16 protein-coding genes are annotated in these 15,380 nt (G+C 67.8%); 5 read left to right on the forward strand and 11 right to left on the reverse strand.

Annotated features, from left to right (window positions below; translation table 11 throughout):
- The first annotated feature begins 86 nt into the window (after positions 1–86).
- From ABD197_RS11020 to ABD197_RS11030, 3 genes are all read left to right on the forward strand, one after another.
- Positions 87–563, forward strand: a complete 477-nt coding sequence (locus tag ABD197_RS11020) for a hypothetical protein (protein ID WP_344054463.1) — start codon at positions 87–89, stop codon at positions 561–563.
- Positions 556–3,219 carry a phage tail tape measure protein gene (locus ABD197_RS11025; RefSeq protein WP_344054466.1) on the forward strand — a complete coding sequence of 888 codons (2,664 nt, stop codon included), beginning with the start codon at positions 556–558 and terminating at the stop codon, positions 3,217–3,219. Before ABD197_RS11020 ends, ABD197_RS11025 begins: the two co-directional genes overlap by 8 nt.
- A gap of 65 nt (positions 3,220–3,284) precedes the next feature.
- Complete coding sequence (locus ABD197_RS11030; RefSeq protein ID WP_344054468.1) at positions 3,285–3,461, forward strand: hypothetical protein; 177 nt, start codon at positions 3,285–3,287, stop codon at positions 3,459–3,461.
- A gap of 83 nt (positions 3,462–3,544) precedes the next feature.
- Here the strand turns inward: ABD197_RS11030 and ABD197_RS11035 are convergent, their stop codons facing one another.
- The 3 genes from ABD197_RS11035 to ABD197_RS11045 all read right to left on the reverse strand — a co-directional run bounded on the left by ABD197_RS11035 (position 3,545) and on the right by ABD197_RS11045 (position 6,256).
- Positions 3,545–4,042 (reverse strand): hypothetical protein, encoded by a 498-nt coding sequence (locus ABD197_RS11035; RefSeq protein WP_344054470.1) that lies wholly within the window; start codon positions 4,040–4,042, stop codon positions 3,545–3,547.
- Positions 4,043–4,335: 293 nt separating this feature from the next.
- Positions 4,336–5,412, reverse strand: a complete 1,077-nt coding sequence (gene ychF, locus ABD197_RS11040) for a redox-regulated ATPase YchF (RefSeq protein ID WP_344054472.1) — start codon at positions 5,410–5,412, stop codon at positions 4,336–4,338.
- A 94-nt stretch (positions 5,413–5,506) separates the two neighbouring features.
- On the reverse strand, positions 5,507–6,256 hold the full coding sequence (locus ABD197_RS11045) for a class I SAM-dependent methyltransferase (protein WP_344054474.1): 750 nt from the start codon (positions 6,254–6,256) through the stop codon (positions 5,507–5,509).
- A 72-nt stretch (positions 6,257–6,328) separates the two neighbouring features.
- Here ABD197_RS11045 and ABD197_RS11050 point away from each other — a divergent pair, with 72 nt between their 5' ends.
- Positions 6,329–6,937, forward strand: a complete 609-nt coding sequence (locus ABD197_RS11050; protein WP_344054477.1) for a 3'-5' exonuclease — start codon at positions 6,329–6,331, stop codon at positions 6,935–6,937.
- Positions 6,938–6,940: 3 nt separating this feature from the next.
- On the opposite strand, the gene ABD197_RS11055 is transcribed toward ABD197_RS11050, so the two are convergent.
- Positions 6,941–7,351 carry a VOC family protein gene (locus ABD197_RS11055; protein ID WP_344054479.1) on the reverse strand — a complete coding sequence of 137 codons (411 nt, stop codon included), beginning with the start codon at positions 7,349–7,351 and terminating at the stop codon, positions 6,941–6,943.
- Between the two features lie 9 nt (positions 7,352–7,360).
- Positions 7,361–7,801 carry a helix-turn-helix transcriptional regulator gene (locus ABD197_RS11060; RefSeq protein ID WP_344054482.1) on the reverse strand — a complete coding sequence of 147 codons (441 nt, stop codon included), beginning with the start codon at positions 7,799–7,801 and terminating at the stop codon, positions 7,361–7,363.
- A 50-nt stretch (positions 7,802–7,851) separates the two neighbouring features.
- Between ABD197_RS11060 and ABD197_RS11065 the strand changes: the two genes are divergently transcribed.
- Positions 7,852–9,171 (forward strand): DNA recombination protein RmuC, encoded by a 1,320-nt coding sequence (locus tag ABD197_RS11065; protein WP_344054484.1) that lies wholly within the window; start codon positions 7,852–7,854, stop codon positions 9,169–9,171.
- Between the two features lie 31 nt (positions 9,172–9,202).
- Here ABD197_RS11065 and ABD197_RS11070 read toward each other — a convergent pair whose 3' ends face one another.
- From ABD197_RS11070 to ABD197_RS11095, 6 genes are all read right to left on the reverse strand, one after another.
- A complete protein-coding gene (locus ABD197_RS11070; protein WP_344054486.1) occupies positions 9,203–9,412 on the reverse strand; it encodes a UDP-N-acetylmuramyl pentapeptide phosphotransferase in 210 nt (69 codons plus the stop codon).
- A gap of 114 nt (positions 9,413–9,526) precedes the next feature.
- Complete coding sequence (gene glpX / locus ABD197_RS11075; RefSeq protein WP_344054488.1) at positions 9,527–10,516, reverse strand: class II fructose-bisphosphatase; 990 nt, start codon at positions 10,514–10,516, stop codon at positions 9,527–9,529.
- A 106-nt stretch (positions 10,517–10,622) separates the two neighbouring features.
- Positions 10,623–12,077: a GntP family transporter gene (locus ABD197_RS11080; RefSeq protein WP_344054490.1), complete on the reverse strand. Its 1,455-nt coding sequence runs from the start codon at positions 12,075–12,077 to the stop codon at positions 10,623–10,625.
- A 38-nt stretch (positions 12,078–12,115) separates the two neighbouring features.
- Positions 12,116–13,012 (reverse strand): NAD(P)-dependent oxidoreductase, encoded by an 897-nt coding sequence (locus tag ABD197_RS11085; RefSeq protein ID WP_425561014.1) that lies wholly within the window; start codon positions 13,010–13,012, stop codon positions 12,116–12,118.
- 20 nt (positions 13,013–13,032) lie between these two features.
- The gene (locus ABD197_RS11090; RefSeq protein WP_344054493.1) at positions 13,033–14,475 is read right to left on the reverse strand and encodes a four-carbon acid sugar kinase family protein; all 1,443 of its coding nucleotides are present in this window, start codon (positions 14,473–14,475) and stop codon (positions 13,033–13,035) included.
- Positions 14,476–14,570: 95 nt separating this feature from the next.
- The gene (locus ABD197_RS11095; RefSeq protein WP_344054495.1) at positions 14,571–15,278 is read right to left on the reverse strand and encodes a FadR/GntR family transcriptional regulator; all 708 of its coding nucleotides are present in this window, start codon (positions 15,276–15,278) and stop codon (positions 14,571–14,573) included.
- Positions 15,279–15,380 lie beyond the last annotated feature (102 nt).

A 15,380-nucleotide genomic window follows, 5' to 3' on the forward strand; every position in this document is an offset into this window, starting at 1 on the left:
GTTCGTGTGGGGCCGGTCGGACAAGAGGTATTGCAGTGGTGCGTGTCGTCAAAGGGCACACGCAGAACGACGGAGGAGTGATCTGTATGGGTATTGAGAGTGTGTTGTCGGCGTTGCGTCCGGAGCCCGTTGTGGAGCTTTCCACACCTGAGCCGGTGCGTAGTCGGCTGACCGATCTGATCGAGCGGGCGCGGAATAGGCCGCTGTTCACGATGCCGGTTGAGTTGGCTGTTGGTGACGTGCTGGTGGAGATCGTCTTCAGTCAGGTGCGTCCTGCGGGGCCGTGGATGCTGCTGAAGGACAGCCACCCGCCTCGGCCCGGGGTGGCTCAGGACCGCGGCGTCGGTTACGACGTTGAAGCGGTGACGGGACTGTACCCAGAGGGCTCGCTGACGGTCGACGGCGATGCGGTGACCGCTGAGGCGTGGTCGGAGTTGTGGGGGCTTCTGGATGCCGCCACGCGTTCTGATCTGGCCGCTGCGGCGTGGGCCGTGAACGAGGGTATGCCGGCCGAGCAGTTGCGTGCGCTGGTGGCGAAGGAAAAGGAGAAGCGCAATGCCTGAACGGGTTGTGAAGGTGACGATGACGGCCCAGGTGGCGCAGTACCGGCAGGGCATGTTGGAGGCTGCAAAGGCGACCCGTGAGGTGGGTACGGCATCGGAGAAGCTTGCTCAGCAGCGGGAGGCGTTCCAGTCTCTGGGGCGTATCGGTCTTGCAACGGGAACTCTTGTCGCGGCGGGGTTCGCCCTGGCGGTGAAGAAGTTCGCTGATTTCGAGCAAGGCATGTCTGCGGTTCAGGCGGCGACTCATGAGACAACGGCGAACATGGATCTGCTACGGCAGGCAGCGCTTGACGCGGGCGCTTCCACGGTGTTCTCAGCAACTGAGGCGGCGGGTGCGATCGAGGAACTGTCGAAGGCTGGTGTGTCTACCGCTGACATCCTCAATGGTGGTCTGAACGCGGCGCTGGATCTGGCTGCGGCTGGTGGCCTTGAGGTTGCCGACGCGGCGGGTATCGCAGCGACGGCGTTGAAGGTGTTCAACCTGCGTGGCGAGGACATGGCCCATGTCGCCGATCTGTTGGCTGCGGGTGCCGGCAAGGCGATGGGTGACGTGTCGGATCTGTCGCAGGCGCTCGCTCAGGGAGGCCAGGTCGCAGCGGCAACGGGGCTGACGATTGAGGAGACGACGGCGGCGCTATCTGCGTTCGCGTCGCAGGGTCTTCTGGGTTCGGATGCGGGTACGTCTTTCAAGACGATGCTGCAACGCCTCACCCCTCAGTCTGCGGAGGCGCAGAAGAAGATGGATGAGCTGGGGATCTCGGCATATGACGCCGCGGGCCAGTTCGTGGGGCTCGAGAAGTTCGCGGGGAATCTGCAAACGGCTCTGAGCGATCTCACCCCCGAGCAGCGAAACGCGGCCCTGTCGGTCATGTTCGGTTCCGATGCTGTCCGTGCGGCGAATGTTCTCTACAACGAGGGCGCTCACGGTATCCGCGAGTGGACGGCTGCGGTTGATGACCAGGGGTATGCGGCTGAGACGGCTCGCGCACGGCTGGACAACCTGAAGGGTGATCTGGAGGCGCTGGGCGGGGCGTTCGATACCGCGCTGATCTCGTCCGGGTCTGCGGCGAACGATGTTCTGCGGGACATGGTGCAGGCCATCACTGTGCTCGTGGACGGCTATAACGAGCTTCCTGACCCCGTGAAGGAGACGGTCCTGGCCGTGGGCGGTGCGACGGCGGCTATCGCCCTGGCGGGCGGTACAGCCCTTCTCGCGGTGCCGAAGTTCATTGAGCTCAAGGCCACGATGGCGGGTGCCGGTATCTCGATGGGTAGGACGGCCATTCAGGCGGGCGCTGCGGGACTGGCGCTCGGTGGACTGTTCGCGATCGTCGGTCAACTCGCAGCCGAACAGGCTGAGGCTAGGCGCAGGGCGCAGGAGTACGCCGACACGCTCGAGCAGGGTACGAACAAGATCACTGATGCCACGCGCCGCGCGATCAGGGAGAACCTGGCGGCGAAACGGGAAGTCCTTTGGTTCGAGCAGGATTCCGCGCTGGACGCTGCCGAGAAGCTTGGCGTCAACCTAAACCTGGTCACGAAGGCGGCTGAGGGTAGCGGGCCGGCGCTGAAGCAGTTGAACGAAGAACTGACTTCGCTGCGGGACGGAAGTTTCGACACCGCTAACGCGATCGTGACTGTCGAGGAAGCGGTCAAGGGCGAATCCCGCACCCTGGAAGATGCGGTCAAGCGGAACGAACTGCTCGCCGCGGCTACGGACGAGAACACCGAGTCGACGCAGAGCGCAGCAGACGCCTATATCGCAGCGTCCGATGAGGTGTCAGGACTCACATCGAAGCTGGACGAGCTGATCGGGCGCATCAACGAGGCGAACGGGGTGGGTCAGGACGCGGTTTCGGCGAACCTCAGCTACAAGGATGCGCTGGCCGGGGTGGATGAGGTGATCCAGAAGGCCCGCGACGGAGTGGAGGGGTATTCAGCGACTCTCGACACGTCTACGCAGGCCGGCCGGGACAACCTGGGCATGCTGGTTGAACTGGCAAGCAAAGCTCAGGACGCCGCGGAGAAACAGTTCGAGCTCGACGGGAACACGGAGGCTTACCGGGCCACCCTCGAGGCCAGTCGCCAGACCCTGATCGACCGTGCGGAACAACTCGGCATGAATGCGGAGGAGGCGGGCGCGCTGGCGGATCAGATCTTCCGCATTCCATCCGAGACGGAGTGGAAGATGATCGCGGACACCGCTCAAGCGACATGGACCGTGCAGGACTTCATGAACAAGTACGGCACCCTGTCCGGAAACATCATCTATCGGTCGGTGCTCCCCGACTTGAACGGCGACGTATCCGGCTCAGGACGGTTCGGGACGTTTGCGAGCGGTGGTGCGGTGCGCGGACCTGGCACGGGCACGTCGGACGGTGAGCATGTGTGGACTGCGGCTGAGGTCGCTGCCGCTGGTGGGCACAAGGCCGTCGAGAATTTGCGTGGCATGGTCCGAGGGGATCAGCCGATTTACGCGCAGAGCTACGGTTCAGGCGCTGGAGCTCCGGTGTCGGTATCTTTCCCGGACACCATCACCCTGGTCGACGCCAATGGCTCCATATTGACGCAGGCCCGCGTTATCGCTGGGCAGGAGATCAAGCGTTACGACACGCATTCCGCGTTGGCGTTGCAGGCGGGAGCGCGAATGCGCTGAACCGTAACGGGGGATGTCTGAGGTATTGGCTAGGGTTCGAAGCCGAGCAACCCGAGGGGGACGAAATGGCAGTGAAGTACATCATCAATGAGGGATACGGCGATCAGGAGACTGTAGAGGGCGCGTACTCGCTCAGGCAGGAAGATGGCTTCTTCTTCTTCCAGAATGTCGCGAAGAAGACTGTTTTCGTGACGAAGGCAGCGCGTGTCACGACCATCAAGCGAGTCTCTGACGAGGACTAGCCAGCAGTAACAGCAACCCCCGGCCCGCTATGGGTCGGGGGTTTTCTGCGCTCCGCCTTGGGCTTGACGCGCGCTCACGAACGTCAGAGATCGCGGCCCATGAAATCGAATCGCGAATCCCCCGCGAACCTTTCGAATCCATTGGCTCGGAGCAGCCGAAGGCTCGCTCGATTTCGGTTGTCCACTTTGCCGTACACACCGTACTCATTGCCGTGACGCGCGTTTCTGTCCCTCAGCCGTTGAAGCGTTTCCGTGAGCGCCTGTTGCGCGTAGTCCGTCCCGTAACATCGGCGCGCCCGTGCCAGTGCGTTGATGAAGTATGACGGCGGGATGTCGCCGTACTCCACGTATGAATACGCGCATATGACCGCGATACCCAGATCGTCTTCGCCGACGAGCACCGCGGGCGGAAGTTCCCTGGGGGGTTGGAACTCTTGGAGGAAGCTCTCGACTACGATCTGGTACGGCCTCGGATGGGTGATCTCCCCGTCCCTGCGTCCGACGTACGCCGGATAAGCGCACTCGAAGCCCCTCAGACGTTGAACCGAGTCAAGGTTGGCTTCGATCCAGCTAAGCGGCACGCTTCCGCTTGAGCCATGCGGCAAAAAGTCTTGCGTCGTCAGGCGTCGCCCGGTAGACCTTCCCGTACCTGGTCGCAGCCTCGCTTCGCTCAGCGGAGGTTAGCTTTGTGCCACCAACGCGTTCACTTCGATCGCGCGCCTCTGAGACGAGCGCGGCAGTTGCCGAACCGTCGTTGGGGAGGCGAGTGGTCGTCGACATGAATCTAGGTTAGCGCGAATCGTCTGTAAATGGGCTAAATGTGTTTCATGGCGCTGGCTCTCGAAACCCACCAAATGTTACAGATCGATAACGTTCATGTTTTTCCGAAGCGGAACTCGACGACGTCGCCGTCCTGCATGACGTAGTCCTTGCCCTCCAGGCGCGCCTTGCCTGCGGCGCGCGCAGCGGCGATCGAGCCGGTCGCGATGAGGTCGTCGAACGAGATGACCTCGGCTTTGATGAAGCCCTTCTCGAAGTCCGTGTGGATGACGCCCGCGGCCTGTGGAGCCTTCCAGCCCTTGCCGATCGTCCACGCCCGCGCTTCCTTCGGCCCCGCGGTGAGGTAGGTCTGCAGGCCCAGCGTGTCGAAGCCGATGCGGGCGAGCTGGTCGAGCCCCGATTCCTCCTGGCCGGTCGAGGCGAGCAGCTCCGCCACGTCCTCCGGGTCGAGGTCGATGAGCTCGGACTCGATCTTCGCGTCCAGGAAGACCGCGTGGGCCGGGGCGACGAGTTCTTCGAGGGCGGCTTTGGCCGCCGCATCCGTCAGGATCGCCTCATCGACGTTGAAGACATAGATGTACGGCTTCGCGGTGAGAAGTCCGAGCTCCTTGATCGGGGCGAGGTCGATGCCGGAGTGCGAAAGCAGCTGACCGCGCTCGAGGGCGTCCTTCGCCGCGACCGCGGCCTCGAGGGCAGCGGGGTCGGTCTTCTTGCCCTTGACCTCCTTCTCGATGCGCGGGATCGCCTTCTCGAGCGTCTGCAGGTCGGCGAGCTGCAGCTCCGCGTTGATCGTCTCGAGGTCGTTCTTCGGGTTCACGCCGCCCTCGACGTGCACGACGTCGTCGTCGGTGAATCCGCGGACGACCTGCGCGATCGCGTCGGCCTCGCGGATGTTCGCGAGGAACTGGTTGCCCAGCCCCTCACCCTCGCTCGCGCCCCGGACGATCCCGGCGATGTCGACGAACGACACCGTGGCGGGCAGGATGCGCTCGGAGTGGAACACCTCGGCGAGCTTGCCGAGCCGCGGATCGGGCAACGACACGACGCCCACGTTCGGCTCGATCGTCGCGAAGGGATAGTTCGCCGCGAGCACGTCGTTCTTAGTCAGTGCGTTGAAGAGGGTGGACTTGCCGACATTGGGCAGACCGACGATACCGATAGTGAGAGCCACGGGCATTCAGTCTACGTGCGGGTGGCCGCCGCCCCCGCGTCGACGGACGCGTCGACGGCGCGGGCGGCGAAGACCACCGGATGCCGCTCCCCGGTCACCGCCGCAGCGCTCGGAACGCGCGCGTCACGTACGGCAGATCGACCACGTGGTCCCCGATCGCACCGATGTCATCGAGCACCCCGACAAGTCCCGCCTCGATACGCGCGCGTTCGTCCGCCGGCGCGGTGATGACGTAGCTGCGCGAGCGGGCCATCGCGAGGAAGGTCGCACGATTCATGGGCCTCGTCCACCGCCATTCGGCGCTCTCGAGTTCGCCGAACGGCTCACCCACCTGCGGCGGCCCCTCGGCGAGGACTTCCTCGGCGTGACTGCCGTGCATGACCGCCGTCATCCGGGCGACCCAGTCCACATCGTCGTCGCGCAGGTTCCAGACGAGTCCGAGCACTCCGCCGGGCCGCAGAACCCGGCCCGCCTCCGCCGCGGCAGCAGTCGGATCGACCCAGTGCCATGCCTGGCCGAGGACCACCGCGTCGACGCTGTCGTCGGGGAGCGGCATCCGCTCGGCGGTCCCGACGAACGTCGGGACGGCGTGCACGCTCTCGCGCAGCGTGGCGAGCATCTGCGGATCCGGGTCGATCGCGACGACCTCGGCACCCAGCTCCTGCACGACCCGCGTCAGCTTCCCCGTCCCCGCCCCCACATCGGCGACCCGGATGCGGCGCTCGCCGCCCGCGACCGGCTGAAGCAGCCAGTCCACGGCCTGAATCGGATAGTCGGGGCGACCGGTCTCGTACGTGTGGGCTTCGGCGCCGAACGAGCGCGCCAGCCTCTCGTCACCACTCATGCCGCGAGCCTATGCCCGGCTCCCGCGGCGCGCCTCCCCCCTGCGCGGGCTGCCCGGGGCGAGCCTGGACGCGTGCCCCTCGACTTCACCGCGATCGACTTCGAGACGGCGAACTCCAGCAACGCGTCGGCGTGCGCGGTCGGGATGGCACGGGTGCGCGACGGGCGCGTGGTGGCCACGGCCGGGTGGCTCATCCAGCCGCCACCCGGACACGACCGCTTCTTCGAGATCAACGTCCGTATCCACGGCATCGAACCCGAGCACGTCGCCGACGCCAAGACGTGGAGCGAGCAGCTGGGCGATCTCACCGACTTCGCCGGCTCCGACGTGCTGGTCGCCCACAACGCGGGCTTCGACATGACGGTCCTCCGGCGCGCGTGCGAAGCGACCGGCGACGTGCACCCGCCGTTCGAGTACGTCTGCAGCCTGCAGGTCGCCCGCAAGCTCTACGACCTCGAGTCCTATCGGCTCCCGTCGGTGGCGGCGGCCGCCGGATTCATCGACTTCGCGCATCACGACGCCACCGCCGACGCGCTCGCGTGCGCGCACATCATGATCCACGCCGCCGAACTGGTCGGAGCGAAGGACGTCGCGGGGCTCGCCGCCGCGGCATCCGTCCGCGTATCTCGACTCGAGGGGGCGGTCCCGGTGACGGATCAGCCCGCCCTGCTGTTCGTCTGACGATCAGACAGCAGGTGCCTGGGCGATCCGCACCATGTTGCCCGACGGATCACGGAACGCGCAGTCGCGCTGACCCCAGCCCATATCGATCGGCTCCTGGAGCACCTCGGCGCCGTACGCCCGGACCCTTTCGAAAAGCGCGTCCAGATCGTCTGTGCGGAAGACGAGCATCGGAAGGACGCCCTTCGTCAGCAGCTCCTGCATCGCGTCCCCGTCGCGCTCCGATCGACCGGCGTGCGGCTCGGACAGCACGATGCCCAGACCGGGTTGCGTGGGTGTGCCCAGCGTCACCCAGCGGTGCTCCCCCGACGCCACGTCGTTCAGCACGTCGAGCCCGAGGGCGTCGCGATAGAAGCCGATCGATTCGTCCACGTCGGTGACGGTCACGTTCGTGTACTGCAGTGCGATGTCCATGCCAGGACGCTACGCCGCCGAACCGCCCCGCGCTTCTCCGATCCTGCTCCGACCCGCTCGCTCCGGACGGGCACGGGCCCTGACGACGCACGACGGCATGGCCCGGAGCGCGTCGTGCTCCTGTCGGCGGTACTCGCTCGGCGTCATCCCGACGATCTGCGTGAAGCTCGCACTGAACGAACCCAGTGACGTGCAGCCGACCTCCATGCAGGCGTCGGTCACCGTGGCACCATCGCGCAGAAGCGCCATCGCGCGTTCGATCCGCCGCGTCATGAGGTAGCCGTAGGGCGTCTCGCCGTACGCGGCGCGGAAGCGTCGCGAGAAATGCGCGGGCGACATCAGCGCCTTCGCAGCCATCGTCGGCACGTCGAGCGGTCGCGCGTAGTCCCGGTCGATCAGGTCGCGGGCCCGGCGCAGATGCGCGAGGTTCTCGATCTCCTCCGGCGACATGCTCCGACGCTACACCGGCCGGTGTCGCACCCCCAGGCCATCCTTGAGGAATGGACGCACTCACTCTCTCCGTGGTGGCGATCGGCGCTCTCGCAGCCGGTCTGCTCGCCGGCTGGGCGGCCGGCGCCGCGCGCGCTTCCACGCGCGCGAGCGAGGCGCTCACTGCGGCGCAGACGCGACTGGCGGCCGAGCAGGCGACGCGGGCGGGGGTCCAGGCGCAGCTCGAGCATCAGCACCTGCTGTATCGCGAGCTGGCCGCGCAGGCGCGCACCGATCAGGCGCTGCGCGAAGAGCGCGAGCGACGGGAGCAGTCGGTCCTCCGCGCCCTCGCACCCGTGCACGAGACGCTCCAGAACATGCAGAACAAGGTCGACGACCTCGAACGCGACCGTCACGCGCAGTTCGGCACGCTCGCCGAGCAGCTGCGGCAGGCTCAGCTCTCCGACGAGGCACTGCGCGCGACGACCGAGTCGCTCGCCAGCGCGCTGCGTTCGGGCAGCACCCGAGGGGTGTGGGGTGAGACGCAGCTGCGCCGCGTCGTGGAGGCCGCCGGCCTGACCCGCTACATCGACTTCGATACGCAGATCTCGATCACCTCGGATGCCGGGGCCGGTCGGCCCGACATGGTCATCCGCCTGCCCGGCGGCAAGACCATCGCCGTCGACGCGAAGGTGCCGCTCGATGCCTACCTCGAGGCGAGTGCGATCGCTCCGTCGGCGCAGGGTGCCGAAGGGGCGCGCCGCTCCACGCTGCTCGACAAGCACGTCAGAGCGGTCCGCGCGCACATCGACGCCCTCGCGAAGAAGGCGTACTGGGCCGGCTTGGAGACGAGCCCGGAATTCGTCGTGTGCTTCGTGCCGAGCGAATCCCTGCTCTCGGCCGCCCTCGAACAGGACCCCGCGCTGCTGGACTTCGCGTTCGGCAAGCGTGTCGCGCTCGCCTCCCCCGTCAACCTGTGGGCGGTACTGAAGACCGTGGCGTACACGTGGACCCAGCAGGACGTCTCCCAGGAGGCCCGCGCGCTGTTCGACCTGGGCAACGAGCTGTACGAGCGGCTCGGCACCCTCGCCGGACACGCCGACGACCTCCGACGCGCGATCGAGCGGACGGTCGACAGCTACAACAGGTTCGCCGGCTCCCTCGAGACGCGCGTCCTGGTGTCCGCGCGCCGGTTCCCCGGAATCGATCAGACGAAACTTGACGCGCTGAGCGAGCCGGCCGGCATCGAGCGCGCGCCGCGTCGACTCACGGCTCCCGAATTCGTCGAGCCTGCCGCGGTGAACGCGCCGCACACCACGGATGCGGCATCCGAGCCGAGGGTCATCGCGGACCTCGGCGACGTCCGCGATCGGCTGTCGACCCGCGAGTGATCCACGAGCGTGACGTGAGCCGCGTGGCGGCTCAGGCGCCCCCGGGAACGAAGCTCAGGAGGGCGACCACGGCGACGGACACGCCGACGAACGCACCCACCATCCACCACGCCGAGACCTGATGGTCCTCGTCGCGGCGGACGCGGAAGAGGACGTCGGGACGCCGGGCCGGGTCGGTCGCGTCGGCGACCACCGCGATCGCGCCGGTCTGCGGCCGGGCACCACTGGCTTGTGCGGACATCGGGAGACCCTTCGGGTACGGAGACAATCGCGCATCCCCATCGACACAGGTTCGATTCTGCCAGAGAACGTCGCCGAACCGTGTGACGATTCGGTCACCCTGCGCGCCGCGCCGCTACAGCCACTTCGAGGTGAGGTGCTCCGAGACGATGCGGCGGAGGGTGCCTGAGCGCCCGCGCAGCACGACGCTCTCGCTGTAGATGAAGTCGCCCTCTCGGCGCACGCCGGCGACGAGCTGACCGTCCGTCACGCCGGTCGCGACGAAGATCGTGTTCTGTCCCGTGACCAGCTCGTCGGCTTCGTAGACGTGCCCGTCGGTCTTCAGGCCGTGATCCGCGCCCTTCTGCTTCTCGTCGTCGTTGCGCGGCCAGAGCACGCCCTGGATGTGACCGCCGAGCGCCTTGATCGCGCACGCGGTGACGATGCCCTCCGGGCTCCCGCCGATGCCGACGCACATGTCGGTCCGGGCGTTGTGCCGCGCGGCGTTGATTCCGCCGGCGACGTCGCCGTCGGACATGAGTCGGGTGCCCGCTCCCGCTTCGCGGATCTCGGCGATGAGCTGTTCGTGGCGCGGACGGTTCAGGACCGAGACGACCATCTCGTCGATCGGCTTGCCCAGCGCTTTCGCGAGAAGCCGGATGTTCTCGCCGATCGGCAGGCGGATGTCCACGACGCCGACTCCGGCGGGTCCGGTGACCAGCTTGTCCATGTAGAAGACGGTGGATGCGTCCAGCATGCTGCCACGGTCGGACACGGCGATCACCGACAGCGCGTTCTGGCGGCCCGCCGCCGTGAGCGAGGTGCCGTCGATCGGGTCGACGGCGACGTCGCACTGCGGACCCCGGCCGTTGCCGACCTTCTCTCCGTTGAACAGCATGGGCGCTTCGTCCTTCTCGCCCTCGCCGATCACGATCGTGCCGTCGAAGTTCACCGTGTTGAAGAACGCCCGCATCGCGTCGACCGCGGCGCCATCGGCGGCGAGCTTGTCGCCTCGACCGATGAATGGCACCGCCCGGATGGCCGCGGCCTCGGTCGCACGGACGAGCTCCAGCGCGAGGTTTCGGTCGGGATGCAGCGGACTCATGTCGGCGGTAAGGCTCACCATGAGGTCAGCCTAGCCACGGGCCGCCCCGCCGACCGGGAAACGCCCGGCCGGCGGAGCGAAGGATTCGCGTTTCTTGACGCAGCGGCATCCTCGAGCAGGTCGAGCGTCACGCGGACACACCGCCGACGAGCGCCCAGACGAGGAATGTGAGGAGGAATCCGACGATGCCGAGGATCGTCGTCAGCACCGTCCAGCTTCGCAGACCATCCGCGACGCTCAGGCCGAGATAGCGCGTGACCACCCAGAACCCCGAGTCGTTGACGTGGGACAGACCGAGCGCGCCGAAGGCGATGGCCAGCGTGATGACGACCACCTGGATCGGGCTGTATCCGCCCGAGAGGACGGCCTCGGAGAGGAGACCGGCCGTGGTGAGGATCGCGACCGTCGCCGAGCCCTGGGCGGCGCGCAGCGAGAGGGACACGAGGAACGCCAGGACGATGATCGGAAGCCCCGTGGACAGGAGGGTGTCGGCGAGCGCCTTGCCGATCCCCGACTCGGTGAGGATGCGGGCGAACGCGCCGCCCGCTCCGGTGACGAGGATCACGATCGCCGCGGGCGGGAGGGCCGACTCGAAGACCTCGGAGATGTGGGCGCTCGACCAGCCGCGCCGGACGCCGAGGAAGAAGCCGGCGAGCAGGACGGTGACCAGTAGCGCGAAGATCGGGGCGCCGATGAACCCGAGGACGTCGCGCGCGGGGGATCCCGCCGGAAGGACGGTCGCCGCCGTCGTGCCGAGGCCGATCATCACCAGCGGGGTCAGGATCAGCGTCAGGATCATCGCGGCCGACGGCGGGGCCTCGGTGCGGGTGAGCGTTCCGGTCATGGTCGTGCCGGGGCCGACGCCGCCGATGCCGGTGTCATCGCCGCCGCCGAAGTCCTCGAACATGACCTTCGTGGAGGCCAGCATCGGGAACTCGCGCCGATTGATCCACTTCGAGACGAAGTGCGAGAGGACGCCCAGCGGAATGGCGATCGCGATGCCGAGAAGGGTCAGCATGCCCACGTCGGCGCCGAGCAGCGATGCACCGCCCACGATGCCGGGGTGCGGCGGCACGGCGACGTGCACCGCGAGCATCACGCCGGCGATCGGCAGGCCGAACTTGACCGGATTGAGTCCCGCCGCGTGGCTGAAGCCGTAGATGATCGGCACGAGGATGATGAACCCGACGTCGAAGAAGACCGGGATCGCCAGCACGAGTGCCGCTGCGGTGAGCGCCCCCGAGACGCGGCGCGGACCCAGGAGCTTGGTGAACCGGCCCGAGAGGCTCGTGGCTCCCCCGGAGAGCTCGATGATCCGGCCGAGCATCGAGCCGAGCGCCACCAGGATCGCGACCGATCCGAGCGTGCCGCCCATACCCGCGATGATCGCCGGGATGATGCCGAGCTTCTCCGGAGTGTCCTCTGTCGCGGGGATCGTCGCAAGCGGGATGCCGGCGGCGAGGCCGACGAGGATGCTCGTGATCAGCAGGGCGAGGAAGGCATTGACCTTCAGTTTGACGATCAGCAGGAGCAGAAGCAGGATGCCTCCGACTCCGATGGCGAGCAGGACGGGAGTGGACATGAACGTGTCTCCTTCGACGTGTTTCGTGGTGGGGGGTGTCAGGCGTTGCGACGGGTGGGGGCGATCACCTTGATGACAGCCGAGTCGTCGTGGGCGGCGAGGCCCTGCGCTTCGCCGATCAGGTAGAGCTGCTCGGCCGCGGCTGCGAGCGGGGTCGCGAGGTGGGCTGCGCGGGCCGCCTTCGTGACGATCCCCATGTCCTTGACGAAGATGTCGAGGCGGCTGAGCACCTCCGCGCCATCGGCGTCGTAGGCCTGCAGCGCACGGGGTCCGCGATTGGCCAGCATGAAGGACGCGGCCGCTCCCGCTCCCAGCGCCTCCAAGGTGCGCTCGGTGTCCAGGCCCAGTGCATCGGCGAGAGCGAGCGCCTCGGCCGCCGCGGCGATGTGCACGCCGCACAGCAGCTGGTTCACCGTCTTGAGCGCCTGGCCGTCGCCGGGACGGTCGCCCACGACGGTGAGCGTCGAAGCCAGCCGCTCCAGGATCGGCGCGGCCTTCGCTCGCGCCGCCGGGGTGGCCCCCACGACGATCAGCAGATCGCCCGCACCGGCGCGCGCCGGCCCGCCGCTGAGCGGAGCGTCGACGAGCTCGATGTCGGACTCCCCCAGGCGCGCGACGACGTCGGCGAGCCCGTCCGTCCCGACCGTGCTGGTGAGAATGACGATCGATCCCCGCGCCAGGCTCGGCGCGATGCCGTTCCCACCGAACAGCACGTCGGAGAGCTGGGCGGAGTCCCGCACGGCGAGAAGCACCGCGTCCGCCGCGGAGACGGCCTCGACGGCGGACGCGCAGCGCACGATGCCGGCTCCCTCGGCGAGGTCGAGCCGGGAGGGGTTGATGTCGAACCCGCGGACGGGCAGGTCTTCGGCGAGCCGGGTGGCCATGGGAAGACCCATGGCGCCGAGCCCGAGGACGGCGACGGTCGGAGTGGTCATCAGGGTGCCTTTCGTTTTGCTCAGCGCTGAGCGGCCGAGTGGGATGCGGGGGCGGAGAGCTTCTCGACTGCTTCGGTGAGCGTGGTGTCGGAACCGACGTTGCCGGCGAAGACGACGTACGGGATGCCCGTGGCGGGTCCCTCGGCGGGCTCCCACACCGAGACGATTCCCGGGAAGAGCGATCCGCGGACGATCGCGCGGCGGATGGACAGACCGCGACTCGCGACGTCACTCGAGGTGATGCCGCCTTTCGCGATCACGAAACGTGGCGGACGCGCGGCGAGCGTGCGGCTCACGACGGCGACGAGGGCATCCGAGACACGGCGCGAGATCGCGAGGCTCTCGTCGGGATCCTCCGTCCGGATGAGGGTGCGACTGGAGTGCACGATGACATCACCGTCCGCGAGGGACGAGACGACCCGGTCGGCGGCGGCCTCGAGCGTCGCGGCGACGGTCGAATCGTCGAGGATGGACGGTACGTCGAGCTCGACGACGGCGGCATCGGGCCGGCGCGCCGTCAGATCGGCGAGCTGGCGACTCGTGAGACCCACGTGGGATCCGACGACGATGAGTCCCCCGCGGGTCGTCGATTCAGCGGCATCCGCGTCGTCGATCTCGAGCGGGCTGCGCTGGGGCTGTCCGATGCGCGCCCGCACGAAGGGCGGACCGACACGGTAGACGAAGCTGCGTCCGCCCGCTTCGGCGAGTTCGAGGCCGAGCGCGAGCTGTCGCATGTCGTCTTCCACCACGACGTCGGCGGCGAACACCGAGCCGGGGGCGGCCGAACACAGCGCCTCGGCGATGCGCTCGGCTCCGGCCCTGATCGTGTCGAGCGTGAGTTCGACGACCTGCGCCGCGGCGATCCCGCCCCGGCTCTTCTCTTCGACCCAGTCCGCGAGCCGCGAGGAACGGTATCCGAAGGTGGAGTCTTGCGCGAATTCCGTCTGCCCGATCGGTGTGAACTCGACGCCGTCGGTCATCCCGTGCACGCCGCCGATCGTGATCCGGCCGGCATCGGGGAACGCGGGGACGAGCACGACACCGTCGACGGCGGGCTCACCGAGCCCGTCGAGCGTCGCGACGATGACGTCGGGCTCGAGGGGGAAGTGTCCGCGGAGGGTCGAGTCGCTCCGACTGGTGAAGACGGGGCGGATGCCGCGGGCACGCGTCGCGGCCACCGCAGCCGTCACGACCTCACGGTTGATGCGGGCAGCCGTCTCGGCGTCGAAGCTGCGGGTGTTCGTCAGCACGTAGACCGCCGGCGCGCCGGTGTCCAGAGCCCAGTCGAGGTCCTCGACCGCCCACTGGGTGAGCACCGGCAGATCGGCGACCGACTGCGTTCCGGTGGGGTCGTCGTCGAGAACGATGTGAACGCGACGCGAGTGGCGCACGCGGTCGGCGATCACCGCAGGGTTCACCGGCTGCGACACCGGGTACGGGCTCAACAGCGCATCCAGCTTCATGACAACTCCATCGTCGATCAACGTCTTCGTTAGGTACCTGCTGTCAGGTGTCATACAGGTTGACAGATGCGACGCGTGGTGTCAACAGGAGGCGCTCAGTCGCTCTCGGCGAGCACGTACGTGTGCAGGTCCTGGAGGGTCTGCTGCATGTGGTGCTCCATCGCCGCACGCGCGCGCACGGCGTCCCCCTCCCGAAGCGCGGCGAGAACGGCGGCATGCTCGTCGATCGCGTGCCGCTGGATTTCGGGGACGCGCGAGGTCTGCGCGCGACGCTCGGCCAGCACGCGGGTGAGCGGCTCGAACAGCGCGGCGAGGAACACGTTCCCCGAGCCGCGCAGGATCAGATCGTGGAACCGGAGGTCCGCTTCGACGAACGCATCGACGTCGCCCGCGCCGCTTGCCCCCCGCATCCGCTCGACGCACGACGCGAGCTCATCCAGCGCCGCACCGTTCAGACGCGGCGCGGCGAGCGCGGCCGCCTCTGCCTCGAACATCCGCCGCACCGCGATGAGCTGCGTCGCCACCTCGCCGTCGTTGCCTCGCGCCGACCGATAACGGAGGATCGCCGCGAGCGATTGCCAGTCCTCCAGCGGTGTGACGACCGAGCCGATCCCCGACGTCACGCGGACGATGCCCTGCGTCGTCAGGACGCGGAGCGCTTCGCGCACCGTCACACGGCTGACGTCGTACGCCTCGCCGATCTCGGCTTCGCTCGGCAGTGGTGCCCCGACATCGAGGTCGCCCGAGACGATGCGGTCCAGGAGCGCGTCGGCCACGACCGAGACGAGGGATTTGCGAGGCATCCGGGCTCCTTCCCCGCGTGGTGTCGTGGGTAGCCTAACGGTCGCGGCGCGGCGCCCTTCGCTAGAGTGACGGTGAAACCCTGCACACGACCAAGGAGCCGT

The organism is Microbacterium lacus, from assembly GCF_039531105.1.
Lineage (GTDB): Bacteria > Actinomycetota > Actinomycetes > Actinomycetales > Microbacteriaceae > Microbacterium > Microbacterium lacus.

Bases quoted from the DNA above. Each gene is read 5' to 3' on its own strand.
- ABD197_RS11020 (WP_344054463.1), top strand. From the start codon at position 87: ATGGGTATTGAGAGTGTGTTGTCGGCGTTGCGTCCGGAGCCCGTTGTG.
- ABD197_RS11025 (WP_344054466.1), top strand. From the start codon at position 556: ATGCCTGAACGGGTTGTGAAGGTGACGATGACGGCCCAGGTGGCGCAG.
- ABD197_RS11030 (WP_344054468.1), top strand. From the start codon at position 3,285: ATGGCAGTGAAGTACATCATCAATGAGGGATACGGCGATCAGGAGACT.
- ABD197_RS11045 (WP_344054474.1), bottom strand. From the start codon at position 6,256: ATGAGTGGTGACGAGAGGCTGGCGCGCTCGTTCGGCGCCGAAGCCCAC.
- ABD197_RS11055 (WP_344054479.1), bottom strand. From the start codon at position 7,351: ATGGACATCGCACTGCAGTACACGAACGTGACCGTCACCGACGTGGAC.
- ABD197_RS11060 (WP_344054482.1), bottom strand. From the start codon at position 7,801: ATGTCGCCGGAGGAGATCGAGAACCTCGCGCATCTGCGCCGGGCCCGC.
- ABD197_RS11065 (WP_344054484.1), top strand. From the start codon at position 7,852: ATGGACGCACTCACTCTCTCCGTGGTGGCGATCGGCGCTCTCGCAGCC.
- ABD197_RS11070 (WP_344054486.1), bottom strand. From the start codon at position 9,412: ATGTCCGCACAAGCCAGTGGTGCCCGGCCGCAGACCGGCGCGATCGCG.
- glpX (WP_344054488.1), bottom strand. From the start codon at position 10,516: ATGGTGAGCCTTACCGCCGACATGAGTCCGCTGCATCCCGACCGAAAC.
- ABD197_RS11080 (WP_344054490.1), bottom strand. From the start codon at position 12,077: ATGTCCACTCCCGTCCTGCTCGCCATCGGAGTCGGAGGCATCCTGCTT.
- ABD197_RS11085 (WP_425561014.1), bottom strand. From the start codon at position 13,012: ATGACCACTCCGACCGTCGCCGTCCTCGGGCTCGGCGCCATGGGTCTT.
- ABD197_RS11090 (WP_344054493.1), bottom strand. From the start codon at position 14,475: ATGAAGCTGGATGCGCTGTTGAGCCCGTACCCGGTGTCGCAGCCGGTG.
- ABD197_RS11095 (WP_344054495.1), bottom strand. From the start codon at position 15,278: ATGCCTCGCAAATCCCTCGTCTCGGTCGTGGCCGACGCGCTCCTGGAC.